This window comes from Arthrobacter sp. sptzw42 (genome assembly GCF_059089685.1).
In genome coordinates, this window is the sequence record NZ_JBNHEX010000011.1 from 96782 (window position 1) to 112377 (window position 15596).

General features: G+C 64.5%; 16 protein-coding genes. 14 read left to right on the plus strand and 2 right to left on the minus strand.

Features of this window, described 5'->3' with window-relative positions; genetic code table 11:
• The first annotated feature begins 2 nt into the window (after positions 1-2).
• The 3 genes from AC5RT4_RS14075 to AC5RT4_RS14085 all read left to right on the plus strand — a co-directional run bounded on the left by AC5RT4_RS14075 (position 3) and on the right by AC5RT4_RS14085 (position 5156).
• Positions 3-770 carry a DUF4194 domain-containing protein gene (locus AC5RT4_RS14075; RefSeq protein WP_494106139.1) on the plus strand — a complete coding sequence of 256 codons (768 nt, stop codon included), beginning with the start codon at positions 3-5 and terminating at the stop codon, positions 768-770.
• Positions 767-4246, plus strand: coding sequence for an ATP-binding protein (locus tag AC5RT4_RS14080; RefSeq protein WP_494106140.1), 3480 nt, complete (start codon positions 767-769; stop codon positions 4244-4246). The genes AC5RT4_RS14075 and AC5RT4_RS14080 overlap by 4 nt, the downstream gene beginning before the upstream one ends.
• Positions 4247-4427: 181 nt before the next feature.
• Positions 4428-5156 (plus strand): hypothetical protein, encoded by a 729-nt coding sequence (locus tag AC5RT4_RS14085; RefSeq protein WP_494106141.1) that lies wholly within the window; start codon positions 4428-4430, stop codon positions 5154-5156.
• 67 nt (positions 5157-5223) lie between these two features.
• On the opposite strand, the gene AC5RT4_RS14090 is transcribed toward AC5RT4_RS14085, so the two are convergent.
• Positions 5224-5718, minus strand: coding sequence for an FBP domain-containing protein (locus AC5RT4_RS14090; protein ID WP_494042303.1), 495 nt, complete (start codon positions 5716-5718; stop codon positions 5224-5226).
• A gap of 353 nt (positions 5719-6071) precedes the next feature.
• Here AC5RT4_RS14090 and AC5RT4_RS14095 point away from each other — a divergent pair, with 353 nt between their 5' ends.
• From AC5RT4_RS14095 to AC5RT4_RS14120, 6 genes are all read left to right on the plus strand, one after another.
• Positions 6072-7181, plus strand: a complete 1110-nt coding sequence (locus AC5RT4_RS14095; RefSeq protein WP_494106142.1) for an ABC transporter substrate-binding protein — start codon at positions 6072-6074, stop codon at positions 7179-7181.
• A 10-nt stretch (positions 7182-7191) separates the two neighbouring features.
• On the plus strand, positions 7192-8283 hold the full coding sequence (locus tag AC5RT4_RS14100; protein WP_494106143.1) for a FecCD family ABC transporter permease: 1092 nt from the start codon (positions 7192-7194) through the stop codon (positions 8281-8283).
• 104 nt (positions 8284-8387) lie between these two features.
• Positions 8388-9410, plus strand: a complete 1023-nt coding sequence (locus AC5RT4_RS14105; RefSeq protein ID WP_494106151.1) for a FecCD family ABC transporter permease — start codon at positions 8388-8390, stop codon at positions 9408-9410.
• 1 nt (position 9411) lies between these two features.
• Complete coding sequence (locus tag AC5RT4_RS14110; RefSeq protein WP_494042300.1) at positions 9412-10239, plus strand: ABC transporter ATP-binding protein; 828 nt, start codon at positions 9412-9414, stop codon at positions 10237-10239.
• Complete coding sequence (locus AC5RT4_RS14115) at positions 10236-11282, plus strand: siderophore-interacting protein (RefSeq protein ID WP_494106144.1); 1047 nt, start codon at positions 10236-10238, stop codon at positions 11280-11282. The genes AC5RT4_RS14110 and AC5RT4_RS14115 overlap by 4 nt, the downstream gene beginning before the upstream one ends.
• Positions 11283-11623: 341 nt before the next feature.
• On the plus strand, positions 11624-12466 hold the full coding sequence (locus AC5RT4_RS14120; RefSeq protein ID WP_494106145.1) for an SGNH/GDSL hydrolase family protein: 843 nt from the start codon (positions 11624-11626) through the stop codon (positions 12464-12466).
• On the opposite strand, the gene AC5RT4_RS14125 is transcribed toward AC5RT4_RS14120, so the two are convergent.
• The gene (locus AC5RT4_RS14125; protein WP_494042297.1) at positions 12463-12750 is read right to left on the minus strand and encodes a YciI family protein; all 288 of its coding nucleotides are present in this window, start codon (positions 12748-12750) and stop codon (positions 12463-12465) included. The genes AC5RT4_RS14120 and AC5RT4_RS14125 overlap by 4 nt on opposite strands.
• 68 nt (positions 12751-12818) lie before the next feature.
• Between AC5RT4_RS14125 and AC5RT4_RS14130 the strand changes: the two genes are divergently transcribed.
• The 5 genes from AC5RT4_RS14130 (at position 12819) to rpsN (ending at position 15075) form a co-directional block, all read left to right on the plus strand.
• The gene (locus AC5RT4_RS14130) at positions 12819-13298 is read left to right on the plus strand and encodes a MarR family winged helix-turn-helix transcriptional regulator (RefSeq protein ID WP_494106146.1); all 480 of its coding nucleotides are present in this window, start codon (positions 12819-12821) and stop codon (positions 13296-13298) included.
• Between the two features lie 48 nt (positions 13299-13346).
• Positions 13347-14108, plus strand: coding sequence for an SGNH/GDSL hydrolase family protein (locus AC5RT4_RS14135; RefSeq protein ID WP_494106147.1), 762 nt, complete (start codon positions 13347-13349; stop codon positions 14106-14108).
• Positions 14109-14363: 255 nt separating this feature from the next.
• Positions 14364-14600 (plus strand): 50S ribosomal protein L28, encoded by a 237-nt coding sequence (gene rpmB, locus AC5RT4_RS14140; RefSeq protein WP_003798559.1) that lies wholly within the window; start codon positions 14364-14366, stop codon positions 14598-14600.
• Positions 14600-14767 (plus strand): 50S ribosomal protein L33, encoded by a 168-nt coding sequence (gene rpmG / locus AC5RT4_RS14145; protein ID WP_013602737.1) that lies wholly within the window; start codon positions 14600-14602, stop codon positions 14765-14767. The genes rpmB and rpmG overlap by 1 nt, the downstream gene beginning before the upstream one ends.
• A gap of 2 nt (positions 14768-14769) precedes the next feature.
• A complete protein-coding gene (gene rpsN / locus AC5RT4_RS14150) occupies positions 14770-15075 on the plus strand; it encodes a 30S ribosomal protein S14 (protein ID WP_494042294.1) in 306 nt (101 codons plus the stop codon).
• The last annotated feature ends 521 nt before the right edge of the window (positions 15076-15596 follow it).

Here is a 15596-nt window from a genome sequence, read left to right on the forward strand (position 1 = left end):
TGATGACTGAAGAGACAACCACGACGGCGGCATCGGGCGGGGAGCGGTCACTCACCGGAGTAACCCCCCGCGACACCTTTATCGACGGCGCTGCACTCTTCCCCGGCGATACCGGGGTGCTCTCCATGAAAGTGCGGCAGGCGCTGGTGAAGCTGCTCAAAGGCCCGTACGTGGACGGGGGCCGGGACGAGAAGCTCTGGACCGTCCTGCTGGACAACCAGATCATCCTGCGCAGCCGCCTGTCCGAGCTGCTTCTCACGATGCAACTGGACCACGACCGGAAAATCGCCGTCCTGCGCCCGGTGGACGCGGACGCGATCGGAGGCAGCACCCGCTCCAGTGTCCTCCGGCAGCAGCGTGCGCTCAGCCGGGTGGAGACCATCGTGCTTTTGAGGATGCGTTTGCTGCTCGACCGCCACGTCACGGCGCAGACAGATCCCACCGTCACCCGCGAGGAAATCGCCGACCTGGTGACGCACTACCAGCCCGCCGGCCAGCAGGACGCGCTGCGGGATTCGGACGTGGTCAACAGGGCCATCACGAAACTGCTGGCCCGCCAGCTCCTCCTGCCCACCGGCCTGGACGACGTCTACACCGTTTCAAACGCCCTGCCCCTTGCCCTCCCCTTCGACAACATCGGCGATATTCCGGCCCAAATAGAAGCACTGGCGGCAGCCACCACGGATGCCGCGGGCACCGAGGCCCTGATTGAGCTCGATCCGGACCCAGTGGCCGGCCCCACTGAAACTGAAGCGGAGGCAGCGGAGTGAGCATCGCAACCATGCTGCCGATGGGCGAGCTGACCAACCCCGGCCAAATGCGCCTGGCCCTGGTGCAGGTAGTCAACTGGGGCACCTTCCACGGGGCGCACACCATGCACGTGGACCGCAACGGCACGCTGCTCACCGGAAACTCGGGCGTCGGCAAGTCGACGTTGTTCGACGCCATGCTGCGGGTCTTCGACGCCAGGCCGAGGTCCAATGAAGCCGCTGCCCAGCGGGCGGGCGGTGCCGTTGAGGACAAGCGGACCACCTTCACCTACATGCGCGGCAAAGTGGGCGACAAGGCGGTGGGGGAGGGTTCGGCCAGTGCCTTCCAGCGCCCCGGTGCCACGTGGTCCGCCGTCGCGCTGACGTTTGATAACGCCGCGGGCACCCGCGTGACCGTTTCGGCGCTCTTCGACCTGCCGAAGAACGGCACGGAGTCGAGCGTGGGCCGGTTCTACCTTCTGGACCACCAGCCGCTGGACCTTGAAGCGCTCGAGGGCATCGCGGACAAGCGGTTCACGAAGGCTGCCCTTGAGACGATCTTTCCTGAGGCGCAGGTCTTCGACGTCCACAAGACTTTCGCGGAACGGTTCCGCCGGCTGCTCGGCATCAGCTCGGACCAGGCCCTTCCCCTCTTGCGCGTCATCCAGGCGGGCAAGGGGCTTGGCGGCAGCGTCAATACCTTCTTCCGCGACCAGGTCCTGGACGCCCCGGCCACGCTCGCCGCAGCGGACGACGTCGTCGAGGAGTTCAGTAACCTGATGTCCATCCGGCAGCGGCTGGAGGACGTCCGGCAGCAGCGCGACCAGTTGGCCCCGGTTCCCGGGCTGAACAAGGAGTATGCCCAGGCACTCCTGGACGCGAACCGGCTGAGGGACCTCGCAGGCGGGGAATTCGAATCCTACAAGCAGCAGCTGGCGGTCACGGTCCATCAGAAGATGCTGGCCCGCTTCAAGGAGCTCGCGCAGGCGAAAGCCAAGGAGCTTGGGGCCGAGCGCACAGTCCGGGACGGGCTGGCCAAAGAGCTGCGCCAGCTCGAGACCGAGTACAACAACCAGGGTGGCAACGCCATTTCCGCCATCGAGCAGTCCCTGGAAAACGCCCGGGTAGGTTTGAGGCTCCGCCAGCAGGTGGAGGAGGTGGCACGCCGGGCGCTGACCGACGCCGGCCTCGAGCTTGAGTGGACAGCGAAAGGGTGGGAGCAGGCGCACGAACAGGCCGCCGCCCGGTCCGCCGAGCTCAAGAATGATTCCGAGGCCCTGCAGGAACTCCGCTTTGAAGCCTTCGACGCCCATGCAGCGAAGAAGCGTGAGCTGGCCACAGCTGAGCAGGAGCTCGTGTCGCTGAAGACGCGCAAGTCGCTGCTGCCGCCGTCGAGCATTGAAAACCGGGCAGCGATCGCCGCCTCCACCGGCGTTCCGGAGGACCGGATGCCCTTCGCCGGCGAACTGATGGACCTCGCTGAGGGGGAGGAGAAGTGGCGGCCTGCCGCCGAACGCGCGCTCCGGAGCCTCGCCACCACCCTGCTGGTACCCGGCGACCATTTCGCGGCGGTGACCCGGTACCTTAACGAGCACAACATACGCGGCGCGCTGCGGGCGGTGGACGTTTCCAAGCCGCTCCCGGGCGGCGCGCTGGCGTTGGAGGACGTGCACGACGGCGACCTGCTCACCAAGCTGGACATCCTCGCCTCGGGCGTCGCCTCCGAAGCCGGGGCGTGGGTCCGCAAGCGCATAGCACTGGACTTCGCCTACCCCTGCGTGGAGGACCCGGATGAGCTGGCGCGGCTGGACCGGGGCCTCAGCCTGGGTGGCGTGGTAAAGCGCAACCGGCACACTGTGGAAAAGGACGACCGGTTCACCAGCCGGCAGGATTACGTCCTCGGTTTCGATAACGCCGCCAAACTGGAACTCGTTGCCGGCCAGGTGGCGGACCTGCGGCAGGAGGTGGCCGAAGCGGCGGAGTTGGCACAGGCCCGTGAGGATTCGCACCAGGGCATGAGCCGACAGCTCGACGCCCTCCGCCGCATCGCCGAAGACGAGCGTTCCTGGGAACAGGTCTCGGCGGCAGTTGCGGCCGAGGAACTGGCTCGAATCGAGCAACGGTTGAAGGATGCCCTGGCCGCGCAGGCAGACCTGGAGCCCCTCCGCGCAACCATTGACGAGGCGCGGCTAAAGCACCAGCACAGCACCGAGGCCGCTGCTGTGCTGCAGAGCGAGTACAAGGCCTTGGACCGGCAACTCACAGCTGCCGATTCCCTGCTGGAGGCCGCACGCGGGCGCCTTGCCCAGGAGCCGCCGTCGAAAGCGACCATTACTGCACTGGAACCGTACTTTGCCGACTTCGGCGAAGTGACGGAGATGCATGAGCTGGACAACCTCGCCAACCGGGTACGGACTGCACTGCTGGGTGAACTGCACACGGCGGAGTCCCGGGGCCAGACCACGGCCGAGCGCCTGACGAGGATCTTCGAGGGCTTCGTGCGCGACTGGGGGAGCGCCATCTCTGCCGACCACGGCACTACCATCGGGGCTGCCGGTGAGTTTGAGACCCGGTACCACGCCATCGTCAGCGACGGCCTTCCTGCCCAGGAGGCGGAATTCCGGCAGTTCTTCAACCAGCGCACACATGAGTCCTTCAGTACTCTGCTGCACCTGCTCGATGAGGAGCGCCGCTCCATCAGCAGCCGTATCCTTCCGCTGAACGGGATACTCTCGCAGGTGAACTTCCACGAGGGCAGCTTCCTGGAACTGGACATCAAACAGACCCTGCCCCCCACCGCGAAGCAGTTCAAGGACGCCATCCAAAACGCTTTGAAGGCCCGGCACACCCGGCCGGCCCGTGCAGACTCGTCCAAGGCGGAAGTGGCCGGCAGCGAGAGGGACGATGACGCCGAGCTCACCGCCCGCTATAAGTCCCTGGAAACCCTGGTCAAGCGGCTGGGCTCGCAGGCGCCGGAGGACAGGCGGTGGCGTGCCGAAGTGCTGGACGTGCGGGGGCACCTGTTCATCCAGTGCAAGGAGCACCGGGAAGTTGCCGGGTCAGCCTCAGGAAAAAAGGCTGGAGCCCAAAGGACTGAGGTCTTTATGCACGCGGACACGGGATCCATGTCCGGCGGCGAGCGGCAGCGCTTCACCGCGTTCATCATGGCCGCGGCATTGAGCTACCAGTTGGGCATCGCGGAGCAGGGCTTCACCACCTACGGCACGGTGATGATGGACGAGGCCTTTGTGCTGGCTTCCGAGGAATTTGCGGGGGCCGGAATCAAGGCGCTGCACGAATTTGGGTTCCAGCTCCTGCTCGCTGCCCCCGAAAACGTCATTGACCTGTCCCGGCATCTCGGCTCGGTCACCGAGATACTCCGGGACAAACGCACCAACCGGTCAGGGGTGCTGACGGCTCCGGTCATCCGGCCGCGGCCCGGTGACGAAGGTGCCTGGCGGTCGGAGGCTAACCCGGTGGATATCGTCCTGCGCTGATCTGAGACCGAAAATAACAAATTGATGGATTTATTCTTCGGGCCCTAGTGGGCGCTATTTCTGCTGTGCCACTCTGGGCATACCAACTCACCCCGCCTGAGTAGATCCCATAGGTACTGCGGCTTGCTGGGTCCGCATTGTTCCCCAAGAGAATGATGGCGTCCTCTTGAAAGGCACCCCCATGCGTCCAACACAACGCGCGATATTCCTCCTGACCGCACTGACCGCAGGGGTGTTGTCCCTCGCAGGTTGTGCTGCCGGCGCCCCGGCCGGCAGCAGCGGTTCCACCGGGCCCTCCACCCAGGCGGCCACGCAGAGCGTGGGCGCGCCCACAGAGCCCTCGGCCCCGACGGCCACGCCGAGCCCGGATCCATCCATTGCTCCCGCCGCCACTTCCTCCCCCGTACCTCAGGGGCCGGAAACCTTCACGTTCGCAGACAACCGGCTCTCGTTCGCTTACCCCGCAGGCTGGCGCGTGAAGCACGAGCAGGTGTCCACGTCCCCCGCCGTGGAGACGGCAACCGTCTACGACGCCGCCGGCGCCGAGCAGATCAACATCTACTACGGCCAGGTTGGTGACGCCACGGCCGGCAACGTCTCCAGGAACGTCATTGAGACGGATCCCGTACGGGGACTGATCGGCGCTTCTGTTCCTACACCTCATTCGTCGTTCTATATCGACCGCACCGACGGAACCGCCAATTATCGAATGGGGCTTACCCCGGGGCTGCCCGTTTCACCCGACGGGAAGGTGCAATACGGGCTCGTTCGGCTCGGCGACCGTATTTTGTCTGCGGACGTGCTGTTTTCTGAACCACGGTTTGAAGGGGATGAGGCAGCGCAGGACTGGTATTGGAGCGATGAGGGCCGTGCATTAAAGTCCGTGCTTATGAGCTTCTCCTACCGCTGACCGTAATTAAGGAAGCCCTCCGGCTGGGGGAGGGCTTCCTTCTGCCCACGGGCTGAACCAGCCCAGGCTACTTGGCCTGCACGCGGCCCATAAACTGTGCGGTCCGGTCCCACAGGCCTTCGATTTGGCGGAGGACGACGGCGGCCGGGTCCGGGTTGATCTCGTTGGCCGGCGGTTCTTTGCGGACGTTGCCGCAGCACAAAAAGTCGGCGCAAATGAGCGTGCCCACGGTGTTGCCATTACGGCCCGCCTGGCCTGCGCGCCGTGCCACCCACAGAAGGACGTCCTCTTTGGAAAATACGTCGCGGCACAGCTCGCAGAGTACCGAGCGGTTTTTTCGGGCCCCGCCTTCCGGAGCCCGGAGCATAACGCCGGTAAGGCCCTTCGGTCCGGGCACGACGAGGTAACCCCGCAGCGGCATCTTTTCGTCCCGCCATCCCAGGAAGTCCAGGCTGTCCCAGTCAAGGGAGTCCCAGTTCTTGGGGAGGTTAAGCTTCGCGGCCTCGGAACGGCTGGCATTGACGAAAGATGATCTGATTTGTTGGGGCGTGACTGATTGCATGGCTAGCTTTCGTTAGAGATGAGTGGTGGTCCGAACGCGGGCGAGGAATAGTGGGGCTAGTCATTCCCCGCGGAGCAGGCCGGAGCGGCCGCCCCGCTTTCTATGGCAGCGGGGGCTGTATCAGCCATGCGCATGCTCACTTATCCTCGTGTCCCATCTCATCAGCTGCTGAACGTCAACGTCCTGCCAGCAGTGACATCCTGCCAAAGCCGGCGGCGCCTGTCCAAGGCGCGCCGTAGGCGCAAAGGCAGCAGCGCGGGAACGGGATGTGCCCTTGGTCACCCTGGGGAATAAGCCACAGAAACGTTGCGTAATACGAGTGAGGGTAGGTTAGCCTTACTTAGATTCGCATCATGCACTTAAGGAGTTCCGTGACTTCCCTCCTCTCCCCAGGCCTCAGTGCCACGCGCCGCACGCTGTTCAAATCAGCCGGCAAGGCGACGGCGGTTCTGGCCGCTGCGGCGCTGACCCTCTCCGCCTGCTCCACGGGCCCCGCGTCCTCCAACACGGACGCCAGCGCTTCAGGTTCCACCAGCTCGCAGTTCCCTGTGACCATCGAGCACGTTTACGGCAAGACCACCATCGAAAAGCAGCCCACCCGCGTTGCTACCGTTTCCTGGGTCAACGACGATGTCGCCGTTGCCCTCGGCGTTGTCCCGGTGGGCGTCCCCAAGGTCGAGTGGGGCGGCAACGACCAGGGCTCCACGCCCTGGAAGGACGCAGCCCTCGAAGAACTCGGCGCCGGCTCCGGCTCCGGTAAGGCCCCCGTGCAGTACTCCGAGGCGGACGGCATCAACTTCACCGAGATCGCCAAGCTCACCCCGGACGTCATCCTCGCGGCATACTCGGGCCTCACCGAAGAGGACTACAAGAAGCTCACCGAGATTGCTCCCGTTGTTGCCCACCCGGAACTGGCCTACGGCACCCCGTGGCAGGAGTCCACGTCCATTATCGGCAAGGCCCTGGGCAAGGACGCCGAAGCCACAAAGCTGATTTCGGACACCGAGGCCACCATCAAGGAAAAGGTCGCAAAGTACCCGCAGATCCAGGGCAAGAGCTTTATCTACGGCAACCTTGAGCCTGCCTCCGCTGACGGCCTCAACATGTACACCGCGAACGACAACCGTCCCCGCTTCCTCTCCGGAATCGGCATGAAGCTGGCCCCGGTGGTGGAGGAGAACTCCAAGGGTTCAAAGGAATTCTTCATTCCCTGGTCAGCCGAGAAGGCCAACGAGCTCGAATCGGACATCTTCGTTTCCTGGGTGCCGGATGCCGCCACCACTGATTCCATCAAGGCCGATCCCCTCCTGGGACAGATCCCTGCCGTCAAGAACGGCGCCCTTGTAGCCGACTCGGACAACACCCTGACGCTGTCCATCTCGGCCGCCTCTCCGCTGAGTTTGCCGTGGTCACTGGACAAGTTCCTGCCGCAGCTGGCCGCGGCAGCGGACGCAGTGAAGTAGCACCTGCTCGATGACGCACAGTACGACGACGGCGGCCTCCCGGGGAGGGAACGCCGGCACCACAGTGCCGGCGAAAGGACCAGGCGGTCCCTCCCGTGGCCTCGCCTCCGGGGGGAGGCGGGCCGCCTGGCTGCTGGCCGCCGTCGTTGTGCTTGCACTCCTGGCCGGGGCCTCTCTGGCCATCGGCGCCCGGGGCCTTTCCCTCAACGTCGTTTGGGAGGCCCTGACGCAGTTCGATCTCGCGAACGGTGACCACGCGGTGGTCCACGCCCGTATTCCGCGCACTGTCCTTGGACTGCTCGCCGGCGGTGCCCTCGGCCTGGCGGGTGCAGCCATGCAGGGTGTGGCGCGCAACCCGTTGGCTGATCCCGGCATCCTGGGCGTCAACGCCGGCGCCGCGCTGGCCGTGGTAACCGGCATCTATGTCTTCGGTATCGCCACGTTCTCCGGCTATGTTTGGTTCGCTTTTGTGGGGGCAGCAGTTGCCGCCGTCGTGGTGTACCTCATCGCCTCACTGGGCCGGGACGGCGCTACACCCGTGAAGCTCGCTCTGGCCGGTGCCGCGCTCAACGCGGGCCTGTACTCCCTGATGAATGTCATCCTGGTTTCCAGCCAGGACACTCTTGACCGGTTCCGCTTTTGGCAGGTGGGCGGGATTGCCGGGCGTGACTGGTCGGTGGTGCTGTCCGGTCTTCCATTCCTGGCCGTCGGCGCCCTTATCGTCTTGTTGACCGGACGCATCCTCAACGGCCTGGCACTGGGGGATGACATCGCCCGCGGTCTCGGCCAGCGCGTGGGACTGGTCCGCGGCATCACCGCGCTCGGCATCGTGCTGCTGTGCGGTTCGGCCACGTCCCTGGCCGGCCCCATTGGCTTTGTTGGCCTGGTCATTCCCCATGCTGTCCGTTTCCTCACTGGGCCTGACTACCGCTGGATTTTGCCGTTCTCGCTGGTCCTCGCGCCGGTCCTGCTCCTCGGCGCCGACATCATAGGCCGTGTGGTGCTCCTTCCCGGGGAAGTTCCGGCCGGCATTATGACCGCCCTCGTCGGTGCCCCCGTCTTCGTTTGGCTGATCCGCCGGGGCAAAGGGGCCGGACTGTGACGCTTGCCCACGAGAGGAAAGCTGCGGAAACTCCGGTTCCGCTGTCAGCTATCGCTGTCCAAGCGGGACCTGAAGGACCAAAACTCACAGGGCAACGCCTCAGCATGGCCCGGGTGAACCGGACCGCCCTTCTGGCCGCCGCCGTCGTGATCCTGTTCGCCGTTTCCGTCCTGCTGGGCAGCTACACCGTCACCATCCCCGACTTTTTCAAAATCCTCCTTGCGCACCTGACCGGCGGCGAGAAGATTCCAGGCGCCAGCTTCATCGTGATGGAGAACAAGCTGCCGCGGGCGGTTATTGGCACCATGATCGGACTGGCGTTCGGCCTGGCAGGCGCCCTGTTCCAGACCATGCTGCGCAACCCGCTGGCCAGTCCCGAAATCATCGGCATCAGCTACGGCGCCAGTGCTGCCGCCGTTGTGGCCATTGTGGTCTTTGGCGCCTCCGGCGCGGCCGTCTCCGGTGCTGCGCTTTTCGGCGCCCTGGGCGTGGCCGCCATCATCTATGCCATCTCCAGTGGGGCCATGCGCGGAACCAGCCGCGGCGATGCCGCCGGCAACCGGCTCATCCTGGCAGGCGTAGGAATCGCGGCGGCGCTGCACGCGGTGGTCAACTTCCTGATGACCCGGGCGGACATCCGCACCGCCGCCGATGCCCTTGTCTGGCTCAACGGGTCCCTGAATTCCGCCAGCTGGGACCGGGCAGGCGTCCTTGCCCTCGCCCTCGTGGTCCTGATCCCCGCCGTGATTGCCATCGCCGGCCCCCTGCGCATCCTCGAACTCGGCCCCGACGCTGCCGCCGGGCTGGGCATCAGGGTAGGTGCCACCCGCCTGGCACTGGTGATCACCGCGGTGTCGCTGGCAGCAGTCGCGACGGCGGCAGCCGGCCCGGTCTCATTCGTCGCTTTCCTCGCCGGTCCCATCGCCCGCCGCTTCACCGGCAAGGCCAGTCTTCCGGCGTCGGCCCTTGTTGGTGCCGTTATTGTCCTTGCAGCCGACTATGTGGCCGCCAGCCTTGCACCCCTGCTGCTGGACGGTACGGTCCTCCCGGTGGGCGTGATCACCGGCGCGCTCGGTGCCCCCTTCCTGCTGTGGCTCCTGGTCACGGCCAACCGAAAGGATGCCTGACATGGCAGTTTTAAAGGCCGAGGACCTGACGCTGAAATACGATCAGCGCTGCGTGGTGGACGGGCTTACCGCCGAGATTCCCGAGGGCAAAGTGACCATGATCGTCGGTGCCAATGCCTGCGGGAAATCCACCCTCCTCCGCGGACTGTCCCGGCTCCTTAAGCCCGCGGCCGGCACGGTGACCCTGGACGGCAAGGACATCCACCAGCGCCCCGCACGGGAACTGGCGCGCACCCTTGGCCTGCTCCCGCAGCACCCCACCGCCCCTGACGGCATCGTTGTCCGCGACCTTGTGGGCCGCGGCCGCTACCCCCACCAGGGCTTCTTCCGCAGCTGGAGGGAGGGGGACTTGTCCCCACATGATCTCGCCGTGCAGCGCGCGCTGGAAGCCACCGGGACGATGGCCCTCGCCGAGAGGAACGTGGACGAACTCTCCGGCGGGCAGCGGCAGCGGGTCTGGATCGCCATGGCACTTGCCCAGGAAACCGACGTCCTGCTGCTGGATGAGCCCACCACTTACCTTGACCTTGCCCACCAGGTGGAAGTCCTGGACCTGGTGACCGACCTGAACCGCCAGCGCGGAACCACCGTGGCCATCGTCCTGCACGACCTGAACCTGGCTGCCCGCTACGCGGACAACGTGATTGCCATGAAGGGCGGCGCCGTGGTGGCAGTAGGGGCGCCCCAAAAGGTGGTGACGGAAGGCCTTGTCCGCAGCGTCTTCGGGCTGGAATCGCGCGTCATTCCGGATCCCGTCTCCGGAACCCCCCTGATCATTCCCATCGGCCGGCACCACGTCCCCGCCAACGAACTGGAGCTCGTTTCATGAAGACCCGCGACCTGCCCGCCGCCTCCACCGAGCCGATGACCCTGGCTTTTGAGGTCACCGTTTCCTCAGTGCAGGAACTCAGCCCCAACTTCCGCAGGATTACCTTCGGCGGATACTCGCTGCGGGACTTCGGCGTCAACGGCGATACCCTCGACCTCAGGATCAAACTCATGATCCCGTCCCTGGCCGCCGACGGCACGCCGCTGCCTTTGCCCGTCTTCGAGATGAGCCATGCCGGCTGGTACCGCGAATGGCTTGCCATGGACCCGGCGGTGCGCGGCTCCATGCGCACCTACACCGTCCGCCAGGCCCGCCTGGACACCGTGTATCCCGAGATCGATGTCGACTTCGTCATGCACTTCGACAGCCACGGCAACGGCGGACCTGCCGCCAACTGGGCCCTGAACGCCAAGCCCGGAGATGCCCTTACCCTCATCGGCCCCAACAACCGGGCCGCCCAATGCGCTACTGCCGAAGCCTATGGCGGTGTCGAGTGGCGGCCCGGCCTTGCGCAGCGCGTCCTGCTCGCCGGCGATGAAACAGCCATCCCCGCCATCTCCGCCATCCTGGAAAGCCTGCCCGAATACATGACCGGCCACGCCTTCCTCGAAGTCCCCGAAGCGGGTGACTTCCTTGAACTCTCCTCGCCCGCCGACATCGAAATCACCTGGCTGGCGCGCGGCGCCGCGATTGGCCGGTCCCGGCCGCACGGCGAACTGCTTCAGCACGCCGTCCGCAAGGCAGTCCCGGTGCCCGGCTGGGTGGGAATCAAAGCAGCCGACAGCGGTGCCGGACCTGAGCCCGAAGACGTCAACGTGGACGTCGACATCCTCTGGGAAACACCCCAGCGGATGGAGACGGCCGAAATCCAGGCCACTAAAAACCCCGGCATGCCCGCAGGCGCCATGCCCTTCTACGCCTGGATTGCCGGCGAAGCAGCCGTCATCAAGGACATGCGGCGGTACCTTGTCCGGGACGTCGGCATTGACCGGAAGCAGGTTGCTTTCATGGGGTACTGGCGTCAGGGTAAGGCCGAGGGGTAAGCCTCTCTCATCGCTGGGTGCCTGGGTGCTGGCTGCGCCGGCGCCGCGGCGGGAGGCACACCCTCTGCGTGCTCGCTCGTTCCTCGCTTAGACGCACGCTGCCGGATGTCCCTCCCGCCGCTTCAAAACTTCCCTGCGACCTCCTGACGTTCGCTCACCTTTGCCCGTAAACCTAAACGCTCGCTCAGCTCTTGCGGTCCAAACCCAAACGCTCTTTCAGATAACGTTGGTTTTTCTTGCACGCTCGCTCAGCTTCTGCGGTTAAACCAACACGCTCTGGCACTTACTGTTCATCCCGGCGTCGTACTCGCTTTTCTTTGGGTGATTACTTTGAGCAGGTGATGCCTGATCCTTTGCTTCCTGCGTCCGGGCGGCGGGTGTTTGTGGCTTTGGGGGATTCTTTCACCGAGGGGGTCGGGGACCGGGACGAGCGGTTGCCCAACGGCGTGCGGGGCTGGGCCGACCGGGTAGCGGAAAAGCTCGCCCAGGCACAGCCAGGATGGCGGTACGCAAACCTGGCAATCAGGAGCAAACGGCTCCGGCACGTCATCGGCGAGCAACTGGAACCGGCGCTGGGCATGCGGCCCGCCCTGGTCACCCTCTACGCCGGCGGCAACGACATCCTGGACCTGAAGACGGACATGGGCGCGCTCATGGCCGAATATGAAAACCTCGTGGCGCAGCTCGCGGAAACGGGTGCCACGCTGGTGCTCTTCACCGGCTTCGATGTGAAAGTCTCGGCACTGTTGGAGCCATTAAAGAAGCGCAACAACTTCTACAACGAGCAGGTCCGGGCAATTGCAGCCAAGTACGGCGCGGTGCTGGTGGACTACTGGTGCCTGGACGCTTTCCACGACCGCCGGATGTGGGATTCGGACCGCCTCCATATGTCCAAGGCCGGACACAAGTACCTCGCAGGACAAGTACTGGACCAGCTGGGCGTGCCGCACAAGATCCGGCTCAAGGACTGGGAACCGCCGGAAAAGCTAAGCCTGCGGGAATGGGAACAAAGCCAGCGCCGCTGGGTCCACGACTGGGTCCTGCCGCTGTTCGGCCGGAAACTCCGCGGGGTCACGCTAGGTGACCAGCTCACCGCGCGCTGGCCGGAACCGGTAAAAGTGCCGCGAAAAGGCGGTCTGAAAAAGGTAGCGTCAACGGCCCCCGGAGCCGGCGCGGGGGCCTAGCTGTCCAGCAGGTTCTCAAAACCCGCGGCAACCCTCGCAGCGTGGAACTCGACCACCTCGAAGTCGGCAACACCATTCGAGTAGAACGGGTCCTGCGCCAAGGCGGCGTCGAGGGTGGCGCGGTCAGTTCTCGAGAGCAACATACCGCCCGTCCGGGGAACCTTGCGCCCGGCAGCGATGAACACCCCGTCGTCGAAGGCCTTCTTCAGCCATGCGATGTGCGCGTCGTTGTGGAAGTCCACAATGTCCTGGGGAACCCGGTAGCTCAATGAGACAACATACATGCCCCCAGCCTACGGGGGCTTTGCTGCTACTTGAAGGATCAACCGCCCCCTTCTCGTAGAATGGGCAGATGACCGAACCCCGCTGGCTCTCCGCCGACGAACGCCGTGCCTGGCTTGCCCTGGTGAGCATCAACACGCTCCTGCCGGCGGCCCTCGACACCAAGCTTCATGCCGCGGGGAAGCTGTCCCTCTTCGACTACACGGTCCTTGCCATGCTGTCGGAGGCCGAGGGCCGGTTCCTGCCTATGAGCGAGCTGGCTGCCCGAAGCAGCGCATCGTTGTCGCGGCTTTCGCATGTGGTGACCAAGCTTCAGAAGCGGGGGTGGGTGGAACGCCGTCCGCATCCGCACGATGCCCGCGTTACCACGGCACACCTCACCGAAGTAGGCATGGCCACCATCGTGGGCCTGGCACCCGGCCATGTTGAAACTGTCCGGGACCTGTTCCTGGACGCCCTGACCGAGCAGGACGTGCTGGACCTGGCACGGATCGGTGAAAAGGTGGTGGGCCGGCTGGACTCCGACCACTGGATCCTCAGGGAAAGCTAGGCACCAAACCGGTTGGTTGCTCCCAGCAACTGATGGCAAACTGGCCAGATGGAATTCACTTCCCGGTTCGTGGCCCTTGGCGACTCTTTCACCGAAGGGGTAGGCGACGACGATCCCGCCCGCCCCAATGGAGTCCGCGGCTGGGCTGACCGTGTGGCGGAGCAGCTTGGCGCCGCCGACCCCGGCTTCGGCTACGCCAACCTCGCCATCCGCGGAAGGAAACTCCGCCAGATCCTTGCCGAACAGGTGGACGCCGCCGTCGAACTCAAACCCACCCTGGTAAGCATCTACGCCGGCGCCAACGACATCCTCCGTCCCAGGATCGATATTGACGAGCTCCTGGTGGAGTACGACGGCGCCATCGCCAAACTCCGCGCCACCGGCGCCATTGTGGTCATGTTCACCGGCTTCGACTCCAGGGGATCGAAGGTCTTCAGCACCACCCGCGGTCGCACGGCCATTTACAACGAACTGGTGCGCGGCATCGCCGGAGACCATGGAGCGTTGCTGGTGGACTACTGGCGCTTCAGCGAGTACTACGACTGGGGCATGTGGGCCCAGGACAGGATGCACATGTCCGCCGCGGGGCATGCCAACATGGCCAAACGCGTGCTGGACGTCCTGGAGCACGACCACTCCCTTGAGGTTCCCCCCATGACACCTGTGCCGGAGCTCAGCCGGGTGGAGGCACTCCGCGCAAATGCCCGCTGGGTGCGGGAGTTCGCCGCCCCATGGGTTGTCCGCCGGGTCACCGGAAAGTCATCCGGTGACAACCTGCAGCCGAGGTACCCCCAGCTCACCAGGCTCTAGTTGGCCGGGCCTCCTTATACACCCTTTAGGGCCTGATTGGTCTTTAATTGCGCGAACTCGTAGACTTGGTAGGCGCTAGGTGCGCGGAGCGTGCGCAATTGCTCCGGCAGCCCGGTAATTTCTCCAGGGCGGCCGGTAGTTAGGGGCTCAAGTTGCGTGACTAACCGTTGCCCTTCTTCAATTTTGGGTCGCCCTTAGCAGCATGGTCCAGCAGCAGATATGCGGATCATTACTTTCAATTCTTGAGGAGAAGTCATGGCAGCACACTGCCAAGTGACCGGAGCCGAGCCGGGCTTTGGGCACAGCATTTCGCACTCGCACCGCCGCAACAAGCGTCGGTTCGATCCGAACATTCAGAAGAAGCGCTACTGGGTTCCGTCCCTGCGCCGTAATGTCACGCTGCAGGTTTCTGCAAAGGGCATCAAAACCATCGACGTACGCGGCATCGACGTTGTCGTCGCCGACATTCTCGCTCGTGGGGTGAAGCTCTAGTGGCTAAGGACAAGGACGTACGTCCGATCATCAAGCTCAAGTCGACCGCGGGCACGGGTTACACCTACGTAACCCGCAAGAACCGTCGTAACGATCCGGACCGTATGGTCCTGAAGAAGTACGACCCCAAGATCCGCCAGCACGTCGAATTCCGAGAGGAGCGCTAAACATGGCTAAGAAGTCCAAGATTGCTCGCAACGAGCAGCGCAAGGTCATCGTTGAGCGTTACGCTGCGAAGCGCCTCGAGCTGAAGAAGACCCTGGTTGACGAAAACGCAACCGACGAAGCACGCGAAGCAGCCCGCCTGGGCCTGCAGAAACTGCCCCGCAACGCGTCGCCGATCCGTGTCCGCAACCGCGACATCATCGACGGCCGCCCCCGCGGTACCTTCCAGAAGTTCGGCATCTCCCGTGTCCGCCTGCGCGACATGGCCCACAGGGGCGAACTTCCGGGCATCACCAAGTCCTCCTGGTAATTCAGCCACGCTGATACCAGCTGCTTGAGAAAGGGCCGGCAACCTCACGGTTGCCGGCCCTTTCTGCGTTAAAGCTTGTTGACCGTACCCGCCGGATCCATCATCTGGGTGTGGTGCAGCACAGCAGGGAAAGTCCGACGGCGTGCTGCCGGTATGGGCGGTCATGCCCGCTTCAGCCGCAACAATGGTACGGAACAGGCCCCTCTGAAGGGGGATTTGCGGAGCGGCCGAAGGGGGTGTATTGTTTTCTAAGTCGCCGCGAGGGAGACAGCGAAGAGCTGGATGCCCCGGGCGGCCAAAAACCCCCAAAATCAATACCAATTCTGGTAGGGCTTTCGAGCGCTCCCTGAAGAGGTGGGGACGAACCTCCCACCGATGAAAATCCTGAAACACGGATTTGATTCGGAGCCGGGGTTCGGGTAAGTTTGAAAAGTTGCTCCGGAGCGATCCACATGGCGTGTTGTTGTGGTGGTGCCGGGTGTGTCTGTTGTTTGAGAACTCAATAGTGTGCCAAGTTTGTT

Coding starts and splice junctions, on each gene's coding strand:
- AC5RT4_RS14075 (WP_494106139.1), top strand. CDS start 3: ATGACTGAAGAGACAACCACGACGGCGGCATCGGGCGGGGAGCGGTCA.
- AC5RT4_RS14085 (WP_494106141.1), top strand. CDS start 4,428: ATGCGTCCAACACAACGCGCGATATTCCTCCTGACCGCACTGACCGCA.
- AC5RT4_RS14090 (WP_494042303.1), bottom strand. CDS start 5,718: ATGCAATCAGTCACGCCCCAACAAATCAGATCATCTTTCGTCAATGCC.
- AC5RT4_RS14095 (WP_494106142.1), top strand. CDS start 6,072: ATGCACTTAAGGAGTTCCGTGACTTCCCTCCTCTCCCCAGGCCTCAGT.
- AC5RT4_RS14100 (WP_494106143.1), top strand. CDS start 7,192: ATGACGCACAGTACGACGACGGCGGCCTCCCGGGGAGGGAACGCCGGC.
- AC5RT4_RS14105 (WP_494106151.1), top strand. CDS start 8,388: ATGGCCCGGGTGAACCGGACCGCCCTTCTGGCCGCCGCCGTCGTGATC.
- AC5RT4_RS14110 (WP_494042300.1), top strand. CDS start 9,412: ATGGCAGTTTTAAAGGCCGAGGACCTGACGCTGAAATACGATCAGCGC.
- AC5RT4_RS14115 (WP_494106144.1), top strand. CDS start 10,236: ATGAAGACCCGCGACCTGCCCGCCGCCTCCACCGAGCCGATGACCCTG.
- AC5RT4_RS14120 (WP_494106145.1), top strand. CDS start 11,624: ATGCCTGATCCTTTGCTTCCTGCGTCCGGGCGGCGGGTGTTTGTGGCT.
- AC5RT4_RS14125 (WP_494042297.1), bottom strand. CDS start 12,750: ATGTATGTTGTCTCATTGAGCTACCGGGTTCCCCAGGACATTGTGGAC.
- AC5RT4_RS14130 (WP_494106146.1), top strand. CDS start 12,819: ATGACCGAACCCCGCTGGCTCTCCGCCGACGAACGCCGTGCCTGGCTT.
- AC5RT4_RS14135 (WP_494106147.1), top strand. CDS start 13,347: ATGGAATTCACTTCCCGGTTCGTGGCCCTTGGCGACTCTTTCACCGAA.
- rpmB (WP_003798559.1), top strand. CDS start 14,364: ATGGCAGCACACTGCCAAGTGACCGGAGCCGAGCCGGGCTTTGGGCAC.
- rpsN (WP_494042294.1), top strand. CDS start 14,770: ATGGCTAAGAAGTCCAAGATTGCTCGCAACGAGCAGCGCAAGGTCATC.